Origin of the sequence: Streptomyces silvae, from assembly GCF_016745505.1 — a bacterium.
GTDB classification, from domain to species: Bacteria; Actinomycetota; Actinomycetes; order Streptomycetales; family Streptomycetaceae; genus Streptomyces; species Streptomyces silvae.
In genome coordinates, this window is the sequence record NZ_JAERUC010000080.1 from 1 (window position 1) to 19418 (window position 19418).

Consider the following 19418-nt stretch of genomic DNA (forward strand, 5'->3'; position numbering starts at 1 on the left):
GCATCGAGGACTACAAGGTCCTGAAGAACAGCTGCCCGGCGACCGACACGGTCGCGGGCACGGCGTACGCCCTCTGCGGCAGCAACTGGTGGAGCTACGACACCCCGGCCACCATCGCCACGAAGATGGACTACAAGAGCGAGCAGGGCCTGGGAGGCACCTTCTTCTGGGAGCTCAGCGGCGACACGTCGGACGGTGAGCTGATCCGGGCCATCAACTAGCCCCGACGGGGTACACGACCCGCAGGGCGGGTCAGGGGTGGGGTGCCGGGCGGGCGCCCCACCCCACCCGTCGTCCCTGGGTCACATCAGTCCGGCCTGGGTGACGAACATGGCGAGGACGACGACGAGCGTCCAGCCCAGGATGTGCTCCAGGACCTTCGGCCCGTCCTTGGGGCCGCCGGTACGGGCGCGGGCGTGGGTCCGGTTCTCGGCTGTGGTCGCGGTCATGGCATCTCGCTCGGTCGCTCGGCTGTGGTCGTCCCCCGTGACCCGACCACAGTGCCAGCGCGGGCGGGCACGACGGTAGAGACCCGGATCACAGCGGCGGGCCCGACCGGAAGCCGCCGGTCCGCTTCTTCCCCGGCACCACACGGGAAGCGCGGGATCCCGGCCGTACGGACTGTGGGGGACGCCACAGGGCGCGGCCCAGGGCCCGGCCCTCGCGCGCGGCGGGGCCCGGCCCGTACTGCGGAGTCCCGCCCGGCTCAGGAGCGGAGCTTCCTCAGCTCCGCGGCGAGGGAGCTGATGGCCGCGGGGTTGCGCGGGCTCTCGACGAGGTCCACGTAGTCGAGGACGACGATCCGGTCGTTCTTGACGGCGGAGACGTTCGCGAGCGGCGCGTAGGACTTCAGGAACGCCCGCTTCCGCTCCGCGGTGGTGTCCCCGTAGTTGTTGATCACGATGACCTCGGGGTCGCGGGCGACGACGGTCTCCCAGCCCACCGTGGTCCAGCTGTCCTTCAGGTCCTTCATGATGTGGTCGCCGCCGGCCTTGGTGATGATGTCGTGGGGGCCCGCGTAGGCACCGGAGGTCAGGGGCTTGTCCTGGCCGTCGTCGTAGAGGAAGACCCGCGGGCGGTCGGCGCCCTTCGGGGCCTTGGCCTGCGCCTCGGCCACCTGCTTGCGGAACGAGGCGATGAGCGCGCCGGCCCGGTCCTCGACATCGAAGATCCGGCCGAGGTTCCGCAGGTCGGTGTACAGCGCGTCGAGCGGTGCCATCACCCCGCGGGCCTTGCCCTGGCCGTTCCGGCACGACTCGCTGAGCAGGTACGAGTCGACGCCCACCCGCTCCAGCGCGGCGGGGGTGAAGCCCTCGCCCTCGCTGAAGCCGTAGTTCCAGCCGGCGAAGACGAGATCGGCGCCGGCGTCCAGGACCAGCTCCTTGTTGATCTGCTCCTTCGACAGCCACTTCGTCTTCCCGTAGCCGTCCTTCCAGGGGACGGAGGTCAGGTCCCCCTTGTCGTCGGGCATCACATAGCCGGCCATGTGGTCCTCGAGCCCGAGCGAGAACATGATCTCGGTGATGCCGACGTCATTGGTGACCACCCGCTGCGGCGCCTTGTCGTACGTCTTCTTCTCGCCGCAGTTCTCGACGGTCACCGGGTAGTGGCCGCCGGCCGCCGGGGCGCCGTCCCCCTCCCCTCCTCCCGGGGCGACGTCCGCTCCGCAGCCGGCGAGGGACAGGGAGAGGGCGAGGGCGAGCGCGGCGGGGCGTACGAGGTCACGCATGGCGGTCAGGACTCCTTGGGCTGGACGGGGACGGGACGGGGCGCTCACGCGGAGGGGAGGCGGTCGAAGAGCAGCTGTACGGCGCCGGTCTCGGGGTGCGGCACGCGGTGCGCGCGTACGCCGAAGACGCCGGCCAGCAGCTCGGGCGTGAGGACGTCGTGGGGCGCGCCGGAGGCGACGATCCGCCCGGCGTCGATGACATGGAGGAGGTCGCAGTGCAGTGCGGCGAGGTTGAGGTCGTGCAGCGCGGTGAGCACGGTCAGTCCGCTGCCGCGCACCAGCGCGAGGACCTCCAACTGCTGGGCGATGTCGAGGTGGTTGGTGGGTTCGTCGAGCACCAGCACCTGTGGCTGCTGGGCGAACGCACGGGCGATCAGGACCCGTTGCTTCTCCCCGCCGGAGAGGGTGAGGAAGCCGCGGCCGGCCAGATGGCCGGCGCCGACGTCCTCCAGCGCGGTCGCGCAGATCCGGCGGTCCTCGTCGGTGGCGCGGGCCACCGCGCCCTGGTGCGGCTGGCGGCCCATGGCCACGATCTCGGCGACGGTGAAGTCGAATTCCGCGGCCACCTCCTGGGGAAGGGCCGCCAGCCTGCGCGCGCTCTCCCTGGCCGTCATGGCCCGCAGGTCGTCGCCGCCGACGCGGACCGAGCCGGCCGAGGGGCGCAGGGCACGGTAGACGCAGCGCAGCAGGGTCGACTTGCCGCTGCCGTTGGGCCCGACGAGGCCGACGACCTGCCCACTGCCCGCGCGCAGTGTGACGTCCTCGACGAGGCGCGCGCCGGCGATCTCGACGGTGAGCGTGTCGATGTCGATCTGCATCAGACGCCTCCGAAGGTGTAGGTGCGGCGGCGCATGAGCAGGACGAAGCACGGCACCCCGATGGCGGCGGTCAGTACGCCCACGGGCAGTTCGGCGGGCGCGAGCACCACGCGGGAGAGGATGTCCACCCAGATCAGCAGGACGGCGCCCGCCAGGGGTGCGACGGCCAGCAGCCGGCGGTGGTCCGCGCCGACCAGCATCCGTGCGGCGTGCGGGACCATCAGGCCCACGAAGCCGATCGCCCCGCTGACCGCGACCACCGCACCGGTGACGGCGGCGGAGACGAGGAAGAGCTCCTTGCGCAGGCGCCCGGCGTCCACTCCCAGGGCGGCCGCCGTCTCGTCGCCCATGGCGAGGGTGTTCAGGCGCCGTGCCGACCAGCCGAGGTGGGCGAGTCCGCAGAGCACGACGCCGGCGGCGATCGGCACGGACGACCAGGTGGCGCCGCCCAGGCTGCCGAGCAGCCACATCATCGCCGACCGTGCCGCCTCGCCCCGTTCGGCGGCGAACACCATGAAGGTGGTCACGGCCGAGAATCCGTAGTACATCGCGGTGCCGGTCAGCACGAGCCGGAGCGGTGTCAGCCCCCGGGGGGTCCGGGCGATCGTGTACACCAGCACCATGGCGAGGAGCGCGGAGAGGAAGGCCGCCGTGGACAGCGCCCAGACGCCGAGCGCCCCGAAGGCCCCGAAGATGAGCACGGCGTTGGCCCCGACCGCCGCGCCGGAGGAGATGCCGAGGACGAACGGATCGGCGAGCGCGTTGCGCACCATGGCCTGCACGGCGACACCGACGGCCGCCAGGCCCGCCCCGACGACCGCGGCGAGCACGGAGCGCGGGAAGCGGAGCTCCCAGACGATGGTGTACGAGGAGACCTCGTCCGGGGCGATGACGCCACCGGTCAGCCCCGCCCACAGATGGTGCAGCACCTCACCCCACGAGAGCCCCGACGCGCCGATCCCCGCCCCGCAGGCGAGGGACACCGGGAGCGCGACGCACAGGCCGGTCACGAGGAGGGGCAGGGGGACGCGCTCGGGCGGTATTCGGTCGGGGGGCGTGGCCACAGGCGGACAACTTTCGCCTCGGGCCGTGCCTACGTCATCCAAGGAGCGGCTCGGGACGCCAGGCGCCGTTCGCAGCGCCTCTCGCAGTCCACGGCGATCAACAGGAGCTTCGCCACCGCGGGTGATCGGGCTTACGGAACCACGTGCCGGGTTCCGCCTACCGTTGCGGGTCAGCGCCGGACTTCGACCGGACTTCCCCCACGAGGCGTCTGCAGCCTAGCGCGTGCTCCGGGGCCGCCCGTCAGGGGGAAGCGCCGGCAGCCGTGGCGCATGTTTCCGGCCACCACGGGCCACCCGGGGCACCCAATTAAGTCAGTTGATTGACTTAAACGGAGGGAGCGATGTCTAGTTGCCCGGGAAGGCGATCCCAGGAAGGCAGTTGACGACATGGCGAACAGAACCGAGCCTCGCACCGGCCGCGGTGCCGGCACCCGCGAGGCCATCATGGCGGCGGCCGAGCGCCTCTACGCCGAGCACGGCCTGTCGAACGTCTCCAACCGGCAGATCGGCGAAGCGGCGGGTCAGGGCAACAACACCGCCGTCAGCTACCACTTCGGCAGCAGGGCGACGCTCGTACGGGCCATCATGAGCCGGCACGGCGACGCGATCGACGTGATCCGCACGCGCTACGTGGAGGCCGCGGGCGACAGCACCGACCTGCGGGACTGGGTGCGCTGCTTCATGCGCCCGGTGACCGAGCACAACGCCGCCCTCGGAGTCCCGTCCTGGCACGCGCGTTTCTCCGTGCAGGTCATGACCGACCCCCTGATGCGGGTGCTGGTGGCGGACGAGTCCCTCACCCGCGACAGCCTGCGGCGCACGCTCCAGGGGCTGGGCCGGTGCCTGCACGACATCGTTCCCCCCGAGGCCCGCAAGGGACGCGCCGACATGGCCCGCCATCTGATCGTCCACACCTGCGCGGAGCGCGAGTACGCGCTGGCCGAGGCCCCCGCCGAGGCCGGCTCCTCCTGGGAGCGCACCGCCGACGCGCTGGAGGACGCGCTGGTGGGGCTGCTCGCCGCGCCCACCACCCGCCGCTGAAGGACCACCCGGAACCGACCCATCCCGGAAGGGGACACCATGAAGATCACCGTGGACGAGGAGAAGTGCTGCGGCGCCGGTCAGTGCGTACTGATCGCGCCGGAGGTGTTCGACCAGCGTGACGAGGACGGCATCGTCGTCCTCCTCGACGCCGCACCCCCGGCGGACCGGCACGAGGGGGTCCGTGAGTCCGCCGACCTCTGCCCCGCCGCCGCGATCCACCTCCACGAGGACGCGTGAGCACGCCCTCGGGCGTGCTCGTCGTCGGAGCGGGCGCGGCCGGCCTCGCCGTGGTGGAGGGGCTGCGCCGCAAGGGCTACCGCGAGCGGATCACCCTGCTCGGTGAGGAAGCCGGCCTGCCGTACGACCGCCCGCCCCTGTCGAAGCAGGTGCTGGCCGGGGCGTGGGAGGCGGGGCGCACTCAGCTCCGTACGCGTGACGTACTCGACGCCCTGGACGCCGAGTTCCTCCTCGGCGAGCGTGCGTCGGCCCTCGACGACGCCACCCGCACCGTGCGTACCGCGAGCGGGAGGGAGCTGAAGGCGGACGCCGTCGTGGTGGCCACCGGACTGCGCGCGCGCCGGCTGCCCGGCCTGACCGGCCCTGCGGGTGTGCACGTGCTGCGGACCCTCGACGACGCCACACGGCTGCGCGGGGAACTGCTGGAGGCCAGGCGGGTCGTGGTCGTCGGGGACGGGGTGCTCGGCGCCGAGATCGCCGCCACGGCCCGGCTCATGGGTTCCGAGGTGACGCTCACCGGCCCGCAAGCCGCCCCGATGCGGGCGCAGTTGGGCCACGAGGCCGCCGGACTGCTCGCCGCGCTGCACACCGGGCACGGCGTGCGGCTGCGCCCGGACACCCTGGTGGAGGGGCTCGAGACCTCCGGGGGACGCGTCACCGGTGTCCGCGTGGCCGGCGGCGGGACGATCCCCGCCGACCTCGTCGTCGCGGCCGTCGGCAGCACCCCCGCCACGGACTGGCTGGCCGGCAGCGGGCTCGACCTGGAGGACGGCGTGGTCTGCGACTCCCGGTGCCGCGCCGCCGACGGTGTGTACGCCGCCGGGGACGTGGCCCGCTTCCACCACGAGGCCCTCGGCCGGTCCCTGCGGCTGGAGAACCGCACGAGCGCCACCGAGCAGGCGATGGTGGTCGCGGCGAACATCCTGGGCGAGGACCGCCCCTACAGCCCCGTCCCCTACTTCTGGACCGATCAGCTCGGCGTGAAGATCCAGGTGTACGGGCTGCCCACGCCCACCGCCACGATGCACGTCGTCGAGGGCGACCCGGCGCAGGGCCGGTTCGTCGCCCGGTACGACGACGAGGGCCACCCCGTCGCCGTCCTCGGCTGGAGCATGCCCAAGCAGGCCCGCCTCCACCGACAGCACCTCCTCGACCGTTACGCCCCCGCGCCCCCGCCCGCGTCCGCTGCCACTCAGCGGTGACCGGAACCCACCTGCCCCCCACCGGAGAAGCCCATGACCAGCACGCCCGCCACCCCCGAAGCCGGCACGCTCGACATCCCCGACTTCCCGCCGCCGCGTTCCCCCGAATGCCCCTTCGCCCCCTCCCCCGACCTGCGGGCGCTGTCCGGGTACGGGCCGCTCACCCGGGTCCGCTCCTGGGGCGACAGCACCCCCTGGGCCGTCACCGGGCACGCCGAACAGAAGGCGCTGCTGTCCGACCCGCGCCTGAGCGTGGAGTTCACACGGCCGGGTTTCCCCAGCCCCGTGGACCCTTCGCACGCCCACGCCGGCAGCACCGATCTGAGCTTCGTCGGCATGGACGACCCTGAGCACGCCCGGCTGCGCCGGATGGTCAGCGGCGCCTTCACCATCAAGCGGGTCGAGGCGATGCGCCCCCGTGTGCAGGAGATGGCCGACGACTTCATCGACGCCATGCTCCGGGGCCCCGGCCGGGCCGACCTCGTCCAGGATCTCGCCCTGCCCATCCCCTCCCTGGTCATCTCCGAGATGCTCGGCGTCCCGTACGAGGACCACGCGTTCTTCCAGAGCAACAGCAAGGTCATCGTGTCCGCCGTGGCCTCCCCGCAGGAACGCGCGACGGCCCACGGCAATCTGGCCGGTTACCTCGACGAGCTCGTCGGCCGCAAGCTCACCGAGCCCGGCGACGATCTCCTCTCCAGCCTCTGCACGCAGATCGAGAGCGGCGAACTCACCCGCCGCGAGGCCGCCACGATGGGCGTGCTGCTGCTCCTGGGCGGACACGAGACCACCGCGAACATGATCAGCCTGGGCACGCTCCTTCTCCTGCAGCATCCCGACCAGCTCGCCCTCATCCGCGACACGGACGACCCCGCGGTCATCCGCACCGCCGTCGAGGAGCTCCTGCGCTACCTCTCCATCGTCCACCTCGGCCGGCGCCGCACCGCCGTGAAGGACATCGAGATCGCGGGTCGCACCATCCGCGCCGGGGAGGGCGTGATCCTCCTCGGCGAACTCGCCAACCGCGACCCCGAGGTCTTCCCCGAGCCCGACCGCCTCGACCTCACCCGCAACGCCCGCCACCACCAGGCCTTCGGGGCGGGCAGCCACCACTGTGTGGGCCAGCCGCTGGCGCGCATGGAGCTCCAGGTCATCTATCCCACCCTCTTCCGCCGCATCCCCACCCTCCGGACCGTCGACGCGCTCGAAGCGATTCCCTTCAAGTACGACGCCGTCATCTACGGACTGCACGCCCTGCCCGTCACCTGGTGACCGCCCGGGCCGGGGCCGGGGCGGCGCACGGGCGCCCCTCGGTCCCGGCCGCCCGGCGCACCGACCGCAGAAGCGGGCGGAAAGCCGGTATCGGCGCTCACAAGCAGCCGAAGGCTGGATATCGCCTCGCAGACACGATTCCGCCGTGCGACTCCTGGGCATGCCTTGGGACAGCCGCCCCGCGGGGGCCGTCCGACTGGGGGAAGTCCCGTGAACCATCTCGGCGTACAGCCCCGCTCCTCGCCCGCACGCCCGGCCGAGCTGGCCCTCCTCGGAAACGTGGAGCATCCGGCCACGCTGACCGTGGGAGATCTGCGCGACGGCTGGGAGCAGCACCGGGCCGAGGTGGTCTTCGACTGCGCCACGAGCGGTCCGCAGCAGCACCGTTTCGAGGGGCCGCTGTTACGCGAGGTGGTCCTCGACGCGCACCCGTTGTTCGACGTCCGGCGGCGCAAGGACCGTTCCCGCTTCGTACTCGCGGTGTCCGGCGGTGACGGGCACCGCACCGTGCTGGCCTGGGCGGAGATCGACGCCGACTTCGGAGACGCCCCCGTGCTGCTGGCCACCCGGCTGGACGGCCGGGACCTGGACACGGCCGGAAGCCAGCTGGTGGTGCCCGTGGACCGGTGCGGTGCCCGCTACGTCAGCGCCATCACCCATGTGTGGGTGGGCGAGTGGGCGGTCCCGGCGTAGGGGACGGGGTGCGGATCAGCTGTGGCCCGCCTCCGCCGGAGCCGGCGCGCTCGGCTCCCGGGGCAGCACGGCGACACCGGGCCCGGTCCGCTACAGCACGCCCGCCTCCCGCGCCGTCCACACCGACGGGATGAGCGGCCGGTAGCCCAGTTCGTGACGGATACGGGTCGTCGACATCACCCCGTGCCAGGGGTCCGGGACGTCCAGGTCGAGCGCCTCCTGCGGCACCGGCAGCCCGTGGAACTGGAAGAGGTCGACCATCGTGACCGGGGCGTCGTCGGCGATGTTGTAGACGCCGTGCGCCCCGGGCGCGTACAGCAGCCGCCGCAGGCCTTGCGCCACATCCACGTGGTGGCCCATGTGCAGGCGCTGCATGGCGGGCCACTTAGGCGCCCACTTCATCACGTCGGCGAGGTGCGGGTCCCCGTCTCCGTACACGAAGGGCAGACGGGCGATGCGGAGGTCGTTCAGGCCCTCCATCGCTCCGAGGGCCTGCTCCGCCTCCCATTTTGACTCCGGATAGGTTCCCCACAGATGCGTGCCGGGGATCGTCCCGTCGCTCTCCACCAGCGCCCTGCCCCGCCCCGCGCCGTATACGAGACCCGTGCTGACCTGCACGAATCGCCGTACACCGGAGGCCACCGCGGCCCGGCCGAGCTCGATGGCCGCGTCGCGGTTCACCGCCCGCGCCTCCTCGTCCGGCACTCCGCGGAACGCGGCGGCGACGTTCACCACCGCGTCCACGCCGGCCGTCGCCCCGGCGAGCACCCCCGCGTCACGCAGGTCACCGACCACCACCTGCGCGCCCAGCTCGGCGAACCGCTCGCCACGCGCCGCGTCGCGCACCAGGACCCGCACCTCGTCGCCGGGCGTCGCGCCCTGCAGCAGCCGCGGCACGAACCGTCGCCCGACCTGGCCTGTCGCCCCTGTCACCAATGTCAGCATGGCCGCCTCCTCGTTGTCGTAGCCATGTCCCCACCGTGGGGGAACCGTGGCGACGACGGGAGAGACGCGTCTGTCCAGGGACCGGCACTCCCTGGATACGGATCCGGTTCCGAGGGATCCTGAAACCGTGGACCGAACCGAACTCGCCGACTTCCTCCGCCGCGCCCGCTCCCGCCTGGCCCCCGGCGACGTGGGCCTGAGCGCGGGCCCGCGGCGCCGCACCCCGGGCCTGCGCCGCGAGGAGGTGGCCCAGCTCGCCGGGATGTCCACGGACTACTACACGCGGCTGGAGCAGCGCCGCGGTTCGCACCCCTCTCGCCAGATGCTCTCCGCCCTCGCCCGTGCCCTGCGGCTCACGGACACGGAACGCGATCATCTGTTCCATCTGGCGGGCGAGGAACCGCCCCGGCCGGGCGGCTCCTCCGGCCATGTCCGCCCGGGACTGCTGCTGATCCTGGACCGGCTGCACGACCTCCCGGCGATGGTGGTGAGCGACTGGGGCGAGGTGCTCGCGCAGAACGCCATGGCGGTGGCCCTGGCCGGCGGTGACCACACCGGGACGAATCTGATCCGCAGCTGGTTCACGGTGCCGGGCACGCGTGACCTGTCCCCGCCCGAGTACCACGAGCAGCACGCCCGCGCGCACGCGGCGAGCCTGCGGGCGGTCGTCGCGGCCCGGCCCGATGACCCCGGCCCGGCCGCGCTCGTGGCCGAACTCCGGTCCGCGTCGAAGGAGTTCGAAGCGCTGTGGAAGTCGCACGACGTCCTGGCGCGCCGCCCGTCGCCGAAGCGGTTCCTGCACCCGGTGGTCGGCCTGCTCGAACTCGACTGCGACGTGCTGCTCAGCGACGGGCACAGCCAGCAGCTCATCGTGCACTCGGCACGGCCGGGCACACCGGCGTACGAGCGCCTCGAACTCCTGAGGGTCATCGGCCTCCAGGACCTGAGCCCGGACCCGCAGGATCAGCCGCCGCCCCACCACACGATCCCCTGACGGTCCCGGTGGTGGAGCGGGCGGGCGGGCTTGAGCTTTCCGTTCTCAGACCAGACCGAGCGACCGCAGGACGCTGCGCTGGCCCGCGGTCGGGTCCGCCGGCCAGTAGAGGTAGCAGACGCCTCCCGTGCCGCTCCTGACCGCGCCGTTCGCGTCATAGCGCTTGGTCCTCAACCAAATATTTTCCCACTCCCGCCGGCGGTAGACGCGGCGTACCGCGTCGTTGGACGGCGACGCGGGGTCGTTGGCGATCACGTCGCCGTCGGCCGTGAAGCCGATGACGGTCATCAGGTGACCGGAGGTCCCGTACCCCGCCCCCGTCAGCTCCTCCTTGAGGAACGACTGCGACGTGATGACCGGGATACCCGCCGCGATCAGCTTCTCCACGTCGGTCAGCGACCCGAGCCGGGTGACCACGGCGTTCATGTCCTTGTACGTCGCGGCGTAGGCGGCGTTGAAGGGCCAGTTGCCGCATCCGTCGTACTGGTAGTCGAAGGTGTACCGGGCCGCGTGGCAGACCTGGGGGTCGGCGATGCCCGGCTTGACCCAGGACAGGTCCTCGGCGGTGGGCCTGCGGCCCCAGTACTCGATGATCATCTGCGAGGAGGTGGGGCTGCACCAGGCCTCGCCCCCGTTGTCGTACTCCGGGTACTCCCCCACATGGACGTTCTGCGAGTAGCGGGGCACCGCCAGTTCCCGGGCGACGCCGGGAGCCGTGGCGGGGACGGTGAAGCGGTCGGGGACGTCCGAGCCCATGGCGCCGACCCGGTGGACCGTGGGCGTGAGCCGGGTGCCGGGCGTGCGGTGGAGGGTGAGCCGCAGCCGGTAGGAGACCAGCCGGAGCCCGCTCGCCGCGTCGTCCAGGGACAGCGTGTCGGTCCAGACCGTGCTCCTGCCGTCGGTCTGGTCGTCGACCGAGGTACGGCGGATGTCCGTGTCACCGGAGGCCCAGCGGCCCATCACGTACCAGGGTGTGTCCGTCCCGTCCGCGTAGCCGGCGCGCAGCTCGATCTGGATCCAGGTGCCCTTCGGGGCGCGGGCGTTCCAGGAGGCGATCACCTCGGTGGCGGGGACGGCGAGGCGGTGGACCGGGGAGGTCCAGGTCGCGTACTCCCAGGTGCTGGTCGTGCCCGTGTGCGGGTCGGTGTAGTCGGTGCGTCCGGCGGGGGCGGAGATCTCCAGGCCCGCCCGGCGTCCGGCGACGGCCCGGGTCCCGGCGGACGAGCCGCAGCGCCATTCGGTGTACGTACTCCAGAAACGGTTGTCCACGAGCGAGTCCGCCGCCGGTGCCGATGAGGTGCGGGTGGGTGCGGCGCCCGCCGGGCCGGCGGAGGCCACGGCGCCCGCCCCGGCCGCGGCCGCGAGCGCGGCGGTGAGCACGGTCCTGCGTGAAGTCGGTCTGGTCATGGGCGGACCCCCGGTCGTTGGCGGATTGGGCTGCGGGTGCCGATCGGTGCGCCAACTATCGCGGGTCGATGCCGCATCCGGCCAGTGATTCGCCCCGTGCCGCGCCATCAATATTGGTCTGGTCCACTGGCGTGACCTGGGCGGGCCGACCGGACCCGCGGGGACGCGCCGCGGGCTCCTAGGGTGGGGACATGAACGACCTGACGGACCTCGCGCGCCGGCTGCGCTCCCTGCCCCCGTCCTGCGGGCCGGTGCGGCTGGTCGCGGTCGACGGGCACGCGGGGTCCGGCAAGAGCACCTTCGCCAGCCGGCTGGCCGCGGCGCTCGGCGGCGCGCCCGTGCTGCGCCTGGACGACCTCGCCACCCATGAGGAGCTCTTCGCCTGGACGGACCGGCTGCGGGCGCAGGTCCTGGATCCGCTCGCGCGGGGCGCGTCCGCGCGCTACGCCCCGTACGACTGGACGGCCCGGTGCTTCGGACCGCCGAGGACGCTGGACCCGGCCCCTGTGATGCTGATCGAGGGGGTGGGTGCCGGGCGCGCCGCGGTCCGGCCGTTCCTCGCGGGGCTGCTGTGGATGGAGGGCGACCGCGAGGCGTCCTGGGAGCAGGGCAGACGTCGCGACGGGCCCGGCCTCGCGGAGTTCTGGGACGGCTGGGTCCTCGCGGAGCACCGGCATTTCGCCGACGATCCCTCGTACCCCTTCGCGGACGCGGTGGTACGGAGGATGCCCACGGGATACATGTGGCTGGAAGGTCCTCACCCGACAGCGGTGACGAGTCGGATCGTCACGGACAGTGAAGCCTGAGGGCCGCCATACCGGTCAGTACGAAAAAGCCCCGAAGCCGCCCCAACTCGGCTTGACCGAGGGGCCGTACAGGTCTTACGTTCTCAATGTGCGGCTTTTCGGAGCCCCCGCAGACGCGAAGCCCCCGGTTGTTCCCCCGTGATCGGGGGCTTCGTTCTGCCCTCGCACCCCCGCCGGCCCGGCCCCTCCACTCACCCTCGGTCACCGCGGACGAAGCGCCGGTTACGTACTTAACCGCTCACTCCCTGTGCAGGTACGATGCGTCGCGGGTGTGGTCAATTCCCGTCCCCGGCGCGGTGATTAGCCGTGCCGAGCTGGGCATGCTGTGCGGGCGGGACATTCTGGGGGCACGGTTTGTGGGGGACCTGATGGACATCGGCACGCCGGGCACACAGGCCCCGGCCGACCTTGCCTGGCTGCGGGGGGTGGACGCCTACACCATGGGGGCGTACCCGCAGGCCGAGGAGGAGTTCAGAACGGCGGTGCGGTTCGACCCCGGCATGGCGGACGGCTGGCTGGGGCTGCACGCGCTGCGGATCGACACCACCACGGCGCTGTTACGCATGTACCGCCACCGCGACCGCTTCGGCGAGCAGCGCGCCCGCCACCGCCGTACGCTCAACTCGTGGTACTGGCTGGGGTGGTGGGTGCAGCCGGTGCTGGAGAGCCCGCGCGATCTGCTCCTCGCGCACGCCTCGCACTGGCTGGACGGCCGCCATGTGCCGGAGCTGGACAGGGCGCTGGCGGGTCTGCCGCCCGTCGACACCGATCCCCAGGTCCGCTTCCTGCACGCCTGCCGCTCCTATCTGGTGAAGGACTGGGACCAGCTCGTCCGCACCACGGAGCAGCTCATCGACGATCCGCTGCTCGGCATCGAGGCGGGGCTCTTCGGCGGCATGGCCCGGGTGCGCCTGGAGATGTACGGGCAGGCGGAGCCCCTGCTGTCCGCCGCGCTGATGCGCTGCCGCAGCGAGCAGCCGCAGCGCAAGGAGCTGCGCTACTGGCTGGCGCGTGCCCATGAGGGCACCGGCCGGAGCGCGGCGGCCCTGCCGCTCTACCGCGCGGTGCACCGCGTGGACCCGGCCTTCATGGACACCTCGGCCAGACTCGCGGCGATCTCCGAGGGCGACGGCTACGACGAGGCCGGCGACCTCGCCGCAGTCTCGCTGGCCGGCTTCGGCGCGGACGGCTCGGGTACGGAGGCGCAGACGGACGCCGACCTGGGGCTCACCACCGACCTGGTCGACGGCCGTGAGCCCTGGCTCGGCGGCGACCCGCAGGTCATGCCCGGGGCCGTGGCGCCCCCGTCCGGGGCCGGCGGTGGAGCGCGGGAGAAGCCGGGGGCGCCCCGGGCCGCCGCCTTCCCCGCGGGGCCGAGCGACCCGGCGATGCTCGCCGAGGCGCTCGCGGAGCTGGAGCGCATGGTCGGTCTCGAACCGGTGAAACGCCAGGTCAAGGCCCTGTCCGCACAGCTGAACATGGCGCGCCTGCGCGCGGAGCAGGGGCTGCCGGTGCAGCCGCCGAAGCGCCATTTCGTCTTCTCCGGACCGTCCGGCACGGGCAAGACGACGGTCGCCCGGATCCTGGGCCGGGTCTTCTACGCCCTCGGTCTCCTCGGCGGCGACCACCTGGTGGAGGCCCAACGGTCCGACCTGGTCGGCGAGTTCCTCGGGCAGACCGCGGTGAAGGCCAACGAGCTGATCGATTCGGCGCTCGGCGGGGTGCTGTTCGTGGACGAGGCGTACAGCCTCTCCAACTCCGGTTACAGCAAGGGAGACGCGTACGGGGACGAGGCCCTTCAGGTCCTCCTCAAGCGCGCCGAGGACAACAGGGACCATCTGGTGGTCATCCTCGCCGGCTATCCGGAGGGCATGGGCCGGCTGCTCTCCACCAACCCGGGGCTCTCCTCGCGCTTCACGACCCGGGTCGACTTCCCGAGCTACCGCCCCCTCGAACTCACCGCGATCGGCGGGGTGCTGGCCGCCGAGAACGGCGACGTGTGGGACGAGGAGTCGCTCGACGAGCTGCGCAGCATCAGCGGGCACGTGGTCGACCAGGGCTGGATCGACGAGCTGGGCAACGGCCGGTTCCTGCGCACCCTGTACGAGAAGAGCTGCGCCTATCGTGACCTGCGGCTGTCGGGTTACACCGCCGCGCCGACCAGGGACGATCTGGCCACGCTGCGCCTGCCGGACCTGATGCAGGCGTACGGCGAGGTGCTGTCGGGGCGGGGTCCTGTGGACCGGGGGAAGCAGGAGCCCGGCGCGCTCTGAGCGCGCCGCCGGGCGGACCCCGGAGGGACCGCCCGGCGGCGGTGATCAGCCCAGCGGGGCCATGGCCTTCGGCGCCTCCACCGTGCGGCGGGGCACCGAGACACGGTGGGCGGGGTCGCGGACCTCGCCCACGAGCATCTCCAGGACGTCCTCCATGGCGACCAGCCCGAGCACCTTGCCCGACGCGTCGGCGACCTGGGCGAGATGCGTGGCCGCGCGGCGCATGACCGTCAGGGCGTCGTCCAGGGGGAGCTCCGCCCGTACGGTGGCCATCGGGCGCCAGATCTGCTGCGGGACGGCCCGCTCGCCGTCCTCCAGCTCCAGGACGTCCTTGACGTGCAGATAGCCCATGAACGGGCCGCCGCCCTCGGCGCAGACCGGGAAACGCGAGTAGCCGGTCCGCACGGTCAGCTCCTCGATGCGGCGCGGGGTGACGGAGGGGTCCACCGTCACCAGGGACGCACGGTCGAGCAGGACGTCGGTGACGGGCCTGCTGCCCAGTTCGAGGGCGTCCCCGAGGCGTTCCTGCGCCTCCGGTTCCAGCAGACCGGCCATGCCGGCGTCCTCCACCAGCCGGTTGAGCTGCTCACTGGTGAAGACGGCCTCGACCTCGTCCTTGGGCTCGACCTTGAAGAGCCGCAGGACGAGCCTGGCGCAGGCGCCGAGCGCGGAGGTCACGGGCCGGCAGAGCCGGGCGAAGCCGACCAGGCCGGGGCTGAGCCACATCGCGGTCTTCTCGGGTGCGGCCATCGCCAGGTTCTTCGGGACCATCTCGCCGATGACGAGGTGGAGGAAGACCACCGAGACCAGGGCCACCGCGAAGCCGAGCGGGTGGACGAGCCCGTCGGGCACGTGCGCCGCGTGGAAGACGGGCTCCAGCAGATGGGCGACGGTCGGCTCCGCGACCGCGCCCAGGGTGAGGGAGCAGACGGTGATGCCGAACTGTGCGGCGGCCATCATCTGCGGCAGGTTCTCCAGGCCGTACAGGACCTGTCTGGCCCGGCTCGACCCGTCTGCCGCGAGGGGCTCGACCTGGCTGCGCCGTACGGAGACGAGCGCGAACTCGGCGCCGACGAAGAAGCCGTTCGCCAGGACGAGGAGACCTGCGAAGAGCAGCTGTACGAGGCTCATCGCAAGGCCTCCAGCAGGTCCTGGGTGAGGTGCTCCGGCCGGTCCGGCCGTCCCGCCGGGGTGGCTGGTGTGTCGGTCAGCCGGACGAAGCGGACCTTCTCGGCCCGGTAGTGGCCGACCTGGCGGACGGAGATCCGCCAGTCGGGCAGTTCGGCCCGGTCACCGGGGGCGGGGATGCGCCCCAGCAGATCGGCGACCAGTCCGGCCACGGTCTCGTACGGTCCCTCGGGTACATCGAGGCCTATCCGCCGCAGGGTCAGGACCCTGGTGCTGCCCTCCACGTCCCAGCCGGCCCGGCCGTCCTCGGCGACGACGGGCGTCAGCTCGGGGCGGTCGGCGCCCTCCGCGTCGTGCTCGTCCCTGACCTCGCCGACGAGCTCCTCGATGATGTCCTCGAGGGTGACGACACCGGCGGTGCCGCCGTACTCGTCGACCACGACGGCTATCGGCTGCTCGCTGCGCAGCCGCTTGAGCAGCTGCTCGACGGGCAGGGTCTCGGGCACCAGGAGCGGTGCCACGGCGATCCGGCTCACCGGGGTGCGCAGCCGGTCCTGGGAGGGGACGGCCAGGGCGTTCTTGAGGTGGACCATGCCGACGACCTCGTCGATGCGGTCCCGGTAGACGGGGAAGCGGGACAGACCCGTGGCCCGTGTGAGGTTGAGGACGTCCGCCGCGGTGGCGGAGGACTGCAGGGCGCTGACCTTCACGCGCGGGGTCATGACGTGCTGGGCGGTGAGCCCGGCGAGCGACAGCGTCCGTACGAAGAGGTCGGCGGTGTCCTGTTCGAGGGTGCCTGCCTCGGCGGAGTGCCGGGCCAGGGAGACCAGCTCGCCCGGGGTCCTGGCGGAGGCGAGCTCGTCGGTGGGCTCGACCCCCAGCAGCCTGACCAGCCGGTTGGCGACCGTGTTCAGAGCGGTGATCACCGGCCGCAGGAGGGTGGAGAAGCGGTGCTGCGGTCCGGCGACGAACTGGGCGACCTGGAGCGGCCGGGAGACCGCCCAGTTCTTCGGTACGAGCTCGCCGATCACCATCTGGACGGCGGAGGCGAACAGCATGCCGATCACGACGCTCACCCCGGGGACGGCCCCTTCGGGCATCCCGGTGGCGGTGAGCGGTCCGGCGAGCAGCTGGGCGAGCGCCGGTTCGGCGAGCATGCCGACGACCAGCGAGGTGATCGTGATGCCCAGCTGGGTGCCGGAGAGCTGGAAGGAGAGTTCGCGCAGGGCGGCGACGACGGTACGGGCCCGGCGGTCGCCTTCGGCGGCGGCGCGCTCGGCGTCCGGCCGGTCCACCGTGACGAGACCGAATTCGGCCGCCACGAAGAAGCCGTTGGCGAGGATGAGAAGGAATGCCGCGAGGAGCAGCAACAGGGGGGTGGTCATGCCGCCGCCTCCGGGGAGGGGGCGGCGCAGGTACTACCGGACGATCCGTCCATTGCTGGAGGGAGTCACTCCTTGGGTCGCAGGAAAGTGCCCCGCGGCCCGAGGGCCTTCTGGTGCGGGGCGGGGCGCACCCGGTGCGCCACCGGATCCAGAATAATCGGGATCGGGGCGAACGGGGCAGTGGGCTCAGCCGTTCTCAGTGGCGTCGTTCACTCCGCTGCCGTGGAACTCGGCGAGTGCGCGGAGGGTGCGGGCGTCGCTGACGGCCCGTGCCCTGGCGATTCCGGGCTGGATGCCGAGCGCGGGCATGCTGGTGCCGTCGCTGAGATCGAGGAACACCCAGGGGTCTCCGGCGCGCAGATTGACGCGGAGGATCTCCGCCCAGGCGAGTCGTCGGGTACGGGTGATGTTGACGACCGTGACCCCCGTCTCGTCGGCGGTGACGTGGGGCCTGCTGAGCAGGGCGAGGACGGCGAGGAAGAGCAGGGCGACGAAGACGAAGCTGGTCCGCTCCCCCGCGCTGAGGTTCTCCAGGACCAGGGCGATCGTGGTGATGACGACGAACATCGCCGCCCCGACGGCCAGCAGGACCACCCGGGTGAGGGTGGGCCTGAAGGTGGCCGGGAGAGCGGGGAGTCCGGGCGGCCTGGGCGCGGGGTCGGACATGGTGGCGCAGTCGTCCTTCGGTGTGCGGTGGGGTCCGGCCGTCAGAGGCGGCAGGCGTGGATGGCCGTCGTGAGGATGGCGCGGGCACCCAGCTCGTACAGGTCGTCCATGATCCGCTGGGCCTCCTTGGAGGCGACCATGGAGCGGACGGCGACCCAGCCCTCGTGGTGCAGCGGGGAGATCGTCGGCGACTCCAGGCCCGGGGTGAGGGCGACGGCGCGCTCCAGGTGCTCGACCCGGCAGTCGTAGTCCATCATCACGTACGAACGGGCGACCAGGACGCCCTGGAGGCGGCGCAGGAACTGCTGCACCTTGGGGTCCTCGGCGTCGGCGCCCGTGCGGCGGATCACGACGGCTTCCGACGTCATGATCGGCTCGCCGATGACCTCCAGGCCCGCGTTGCGCAGGCTGGTGCCGGTCTCGACGACATCGGCGATGATCTGCGCGACGCCGAGCTCGATGGCCGTCTCCACGGCACCGTCGAGGTGGACGACGGAGGCGTCGACGCCCTCCTCGGCGAGGTGCTTCGCCACGATGCCCTCGTAGGACGTGGCGATCGTCATGCCGTCGAAGTCCTTGGGGCCGGTGGCCGTGCCGGGCTTGGTGGCGTAACGGAAGGTCGAGCGCGCGAAGCCGAGCTGGAGGATCTCCTCGGCCTCGGCCCCGGAGTCCAGCAGCAGATCGCGGCCGGTGATGCCGATGTCCAGCCGGCCGGAGCTGACGTAGATCGCGATGTCGCGCGGCCGCAGGTAGAAGAACTCCACCTCGTTGGTCGGGTCGACCAGGACGAGTTCCTTCGACTCCTTGCGCTGCCGGTAGCCCGCCTCATGGAGCATCGCCATCGCAGGCCCGGAGATTGCACCCTTGTTGGGGACGGCGATGCGCAGCATGAGGTCAGGTTTCCTTTGTGCGGAGGGAGTTCCGGGACGTGCGGGGGTGGCTCAGAGGTGGGCGTAGACGTCGTCGAGGGAGATCCCGCGGGCGACCATCATCACCTGGACGTGGTAGAGCAGCTGCGAGATCTCCTCGGCGGCGGCTTCCTTGCCCTCGTACTCGGCGGCCATCCAGACTTCGGCGGCCTCCTCGACGACCTTCTTGCCGATGGCATGCACGCCCTTGTCCACCAGCTCGGCGGTGCGGGAGGTGGAGGGGTCGCCGTCGGCGGCCTTGAGCTGGAGCTCGGCGAAGAGCTCTTCGAAGGTTTTGTTGGCCATGATGGTCCTTAGAATACGGGGTGCCGGAGGGCTGCTCAGCGCCAGGGTTCGCTGACGGTGCGCAGGGTGGCGGCGGTCGCCACGGCCGCGGTGACCGCTTCGTGCCCCTTGTCCTCGTTGGAGCCTTCGAGCCCGGCCCGGTCCAGGGCCTGCGCCTCGTCGTCACAGGTGAGCACGCCGAATCCGACGGGGACGCCGGTATCGACCGTGACCTGGGTGAGGCCGTTGGTCACGCCCTGGGACACGTATTCGAAGTGCGGGGTGCCGCCGCGGATGATCACCCCGAGGGCCACGATCGCGTCGTAGCCGCGGCCGGCGAGCACCTTGGCCACCACCGGGAGCTCGAAGCTGCCGGGGACCCGCAGCAATGTCGGCTCGTCGATGCCCAGGTCGTGCAGGGCGCGCAGGGCCCCGTCGACGAGCCCGTCCATGACCTTCTCGTGCCACTGGGCCGCGATCACCGCCACCCGCAGGTCTCCGCAGTTGCGTACGGACAGTTCGGGTGCGCCCTTGCCGCTCATGTCTCTCCTGTGTGTTCGCG

At 72.1% G+C, this 19418-nt stretch carries 21 protein-coding genes; 9 read left to right on the plus strand and 12 right to left on the minus strand.

The genetic code is table 11. The features are described from left to right. Positions 1 to 221: glycosyl hydrolase family 18 protein (locus JKV81_RS10605; RefSeq protein WP_236056220.1), on the plus strand; the 221-nt coding region annotated here is incomplete at its 5' end. An 81-nt stretch (positions 222 to 302) separates the two neighbouring features. On the opposite strand, the gene JKV81_RS10610 is transcribed toward JKV81_RS10605, so the two are convergent. The 4 genes from JKV81_RS10610 to JKV81_RS10625 form a co-directional block, all read right to left on the minus strand. Beyond that, the gene (locus tag JKV81_RS10610; protein ID WP_107489921.1) at positions 303 to 449 is read right to left on the minus strand and encodes an SCO1431 family membrane protein; all 147 of its coding nucleotides are present in this window, start codon (positions 447 to 449) and stop codon (positions 303 to 305) included. 257 nt (positions 450 to 706) lie between these two features. Continuing rightward, positions 707 to 1729: an ABC transporter substrate-binding protein gene (locus JKV81_RS10615; protein ID WP_129261242.1), complete on the minus strand. Its 1023-nt coding sequence runs from the start codon at positions 1727 to 1729 to the stop codon at positions 707 to 709. A gap of 44 nt (positions 1730 to 1773) precedes the next feature. Then, positions 1774 to 2547 (minus strand): ABC transporter ATP-binding protein, encoded by a 774-nt coding sequence (locus JKV81_RS10620; protein ID WP_164992665.1) that lies wholly within the window; start codon positions 2545 to 2547, stop codon positions 1774 to 1776. Next, complete coding sequence (locus tag JKV81_RS10625; protein WP_241748411.1) at positions 2547 to 3611, minus strand: FecCD family ABC transporter permease; 1065 nt, start codon at positions 3609 to 3611, stop codon at positions 2547 to 2549. Before JKV81_RS10625 ends, JKV81_RS10620 begins: the two co-directional genes overlap by 1 nt. Before the next feature lie 387 nt (positions 3612 to 3998). Here JKV81_RS10625 and JKV81_RS10630 point away from each other — a divergent pair, with 387 nt between their 5' ends. The 5 genes from JKV81_RS10630 to JKV81_RS10650 all read left to right on the plus strand — a co-directional run bounded on the left by JKV81_RS10630 (position 3999) and on the right by JKV81_RS10650 (position 8059). Continuing rightward, the gene (locus tag JKV81_RS10630) at positions 3999 to 4652 is read left to right on the plus strand and encodes a TetR/AcrR family transcriptional regulator (RefSeq protein ID WP_129261244.1); all 654 of its coding nucleotides are present in this window, start codon (positions 3999 to 4001) and stop codon (positions 4650 to 4652) included. Between the two features lie 39 nt (positions 4653 to 4691). Next, complete coding sequence (locus JKV81_RS10635; protein WP_124279790.1) at positions 4692 to 4892, plus strand: ferredoxin; 201 nt, start codon at positions 4692 to 4694, stop codon at positions 4890 to 4892. Next, positions 4889 to 6094: an NAD(P)/FAD-dependent oxidoreductase gene (locus tag JKV81_RS10640; protein ID WP_202075514.1), complete on the plus strand. Its 1206-nt coding sequence runs from the start codon at positions 4889 to 4891 to the stop codon at positions 6092 to 6094. Before JKV81_RS10635 ends, JKV81_RS10640 begins: the two co-directional genes overlap by 4 nt. 33 nt (positions 6095 to 6127) lie before the next feature. After that, entirely contained in the window at positions 6128 to 7366 is a 1239-nt protein-coding gene (locus tag JKV81_RS10645; protein ID WP_202075516.1) for a cytochrome P450, read from the plus strand. Positions 7367 to 7576: 210 nt separating this feature from the next. Next, positions 7577 to 8059, plus strand: coding sequence for a molybdopterin-dependent oxidoreductase (locus tag JKV81_RS10650; protein WP_202075517.1), 483 nt, complete (start codon positions 7577 to 7579; stop codon positions 8057 to 8059). 90 nt (positions 8060 to 8149) lie between these two features. On the opposite strand, the gene JKV81_RS10655 is transcribed toward JKV81_RS10650, so the two are convergent. After that, a complete protein-coding gene (locus JKV81_RS10655) occupies positions 8150 to 9004 on the minus strand; it encodes an NAD-dependent epimerase/dehydratase family protein (RefSeq protein WP_129261252.1) in 855 nt (284 codons plus the stop codon). A gap of 127 nt (positions 9005 to 9131) precedes the next feature. On the opposite strand from JKV81_RS10655, the gene JKV81_RS10660 reads away from it, so the two are divergent. Beyond that, on the plus strand, positions 9132 to 9998 hold the full coding sequence (locus tag JKV81_RS10660; RefSeq protein WP_202075518.1) for a helix-turn-helix transcriptional regulator: 867 nt from the start codon (positions 9132 to 9134) through the stop codon (positions 9996 to 9998). Between the two features lie 45 nt (positions 9999 to 10043). On the opposite strand, the gene JKV81_RS10665 is transcribed toward JKV81_RS10660, so the two are convergent. Then, positions 10044 to 11405, minus strand: coding sequence for a C39 family peptidase (locus tag JKV81_RS10665; RefSeq protein ID WP_202075519.1), 1362 nt, complete (start codon positions 11403 to 11405; stop codon positions 10044 to 10046). Between the two features lie 191 nt (positions 11406 to 11596). Between JKV81_RS10665 and JKV81_RS10670 the strand changes: the two genes are divergently transcribed. Both JKV81_RS10670 and JKV81_RS10675 read left to right on the plus strand, forming a co-directional pair. Beyond that, a complete protein-coding gene (locus tag JKV81_RS10670) occupies positions 11597 to 12211 on the plus strand; it encodes a uridine kinase family protein (RefSeq protein WP_202075520.1) in 615 nt (204 codons plus the stop codon). Positions 12212 to 12579: 368 nt separating this feature from the next. Next, a complete protein-coding gene (locus JKV81_RS10675) occupies positions 12580 to 14484 on the plus strand; it encodes an AAA family ATPase (RefSeq protein WP_236056232.1) in 1905 nt (634 codons plus the stop codon). 45 nt (positions 14485 to 14529) lie between these two features. Here JKV81_RS10675 and JKV81_RS10680 read toward each other — a convergent pair whose 3' ends face one another. The 6 genes from JKV81_RS10680 to ribH form a co-directional block, all read right to left on the minus strand. Next, positions 14530 to 15615: a hemolysin family protein gene (locus JKV81_RS10680; protein WP_124279783.1), complete on the minus strand. Its 1086-nt coding sequence runs from the start codon at positions 15613 to 15615 to the stop codon at positions 14530 to 14532. After that, positions 15612 to 16997 carry a hemolysin family protein gene (locus tag JKV81_RS10685; RefSeq protein ID WP_202075521.1) on the minus strand — a complete coding sequence of 462 codons (1386 nt, stop codon included), beginning with the start codon at positions 16995 to 16997 and terminating at the stop codon, positions 15612 to 15614. The genes JKV81_RS10680 and JKV81_RS10685 overlap by 4 nt, the downstream gene beginning before the upstream one ends. A 186-nt stretch (positions 16998 to 17183) precedes the next feature. Further along, positions 17184 to 17663, minus strand: a complete 480-nt coding sequence (locus JKV81_RS10690; protein WP_124279781.1) for a PH domain-containing protein — start codon at positions 17661 to 17663, stop codon at positions 17184 to 17186. A gap of 41 nt (positions 17664 to 17704) precedes the next feature. After that, positions 17705 to 18553: an ATP phosphoribosyltransferase gene (hisG, locus tag JKV81_RS10695; RefSeq protein WP_099176925.1), complete on the minus strand. Its 849-nt coding sequence runs from the start codon at positions 18551 to 18553 to the stop codon at positions 17705 to 17707. Positions 18554 to 18604: 51 nt separating this feature from the next. Further along, entirely contained in the window at positions 18605 to 18877 is a 273-nt protein-coding gene (locus tag JKV81_RS10700) for a phosphoribosyl-ATP diphosphatase (RefSeq protein ID WP_031097852.1), read from the minus strand. A gap of 35 nt (positions 18878 to 18912) precedes the next feature. Beyond that, complete coding sequence (gene ribH, locus JKV81_RS10705; protein WP_099176924.1) at positions 18913 to 19398, minus strand: 6,7-dimethyl-8-ribityllumazine synthase; 486 nt, start codon at positions 19396 to 19398, stop codon at positions 18913 to 18915. Positions 19399 to 19418 lie beyond the last annotated feature (20 nt).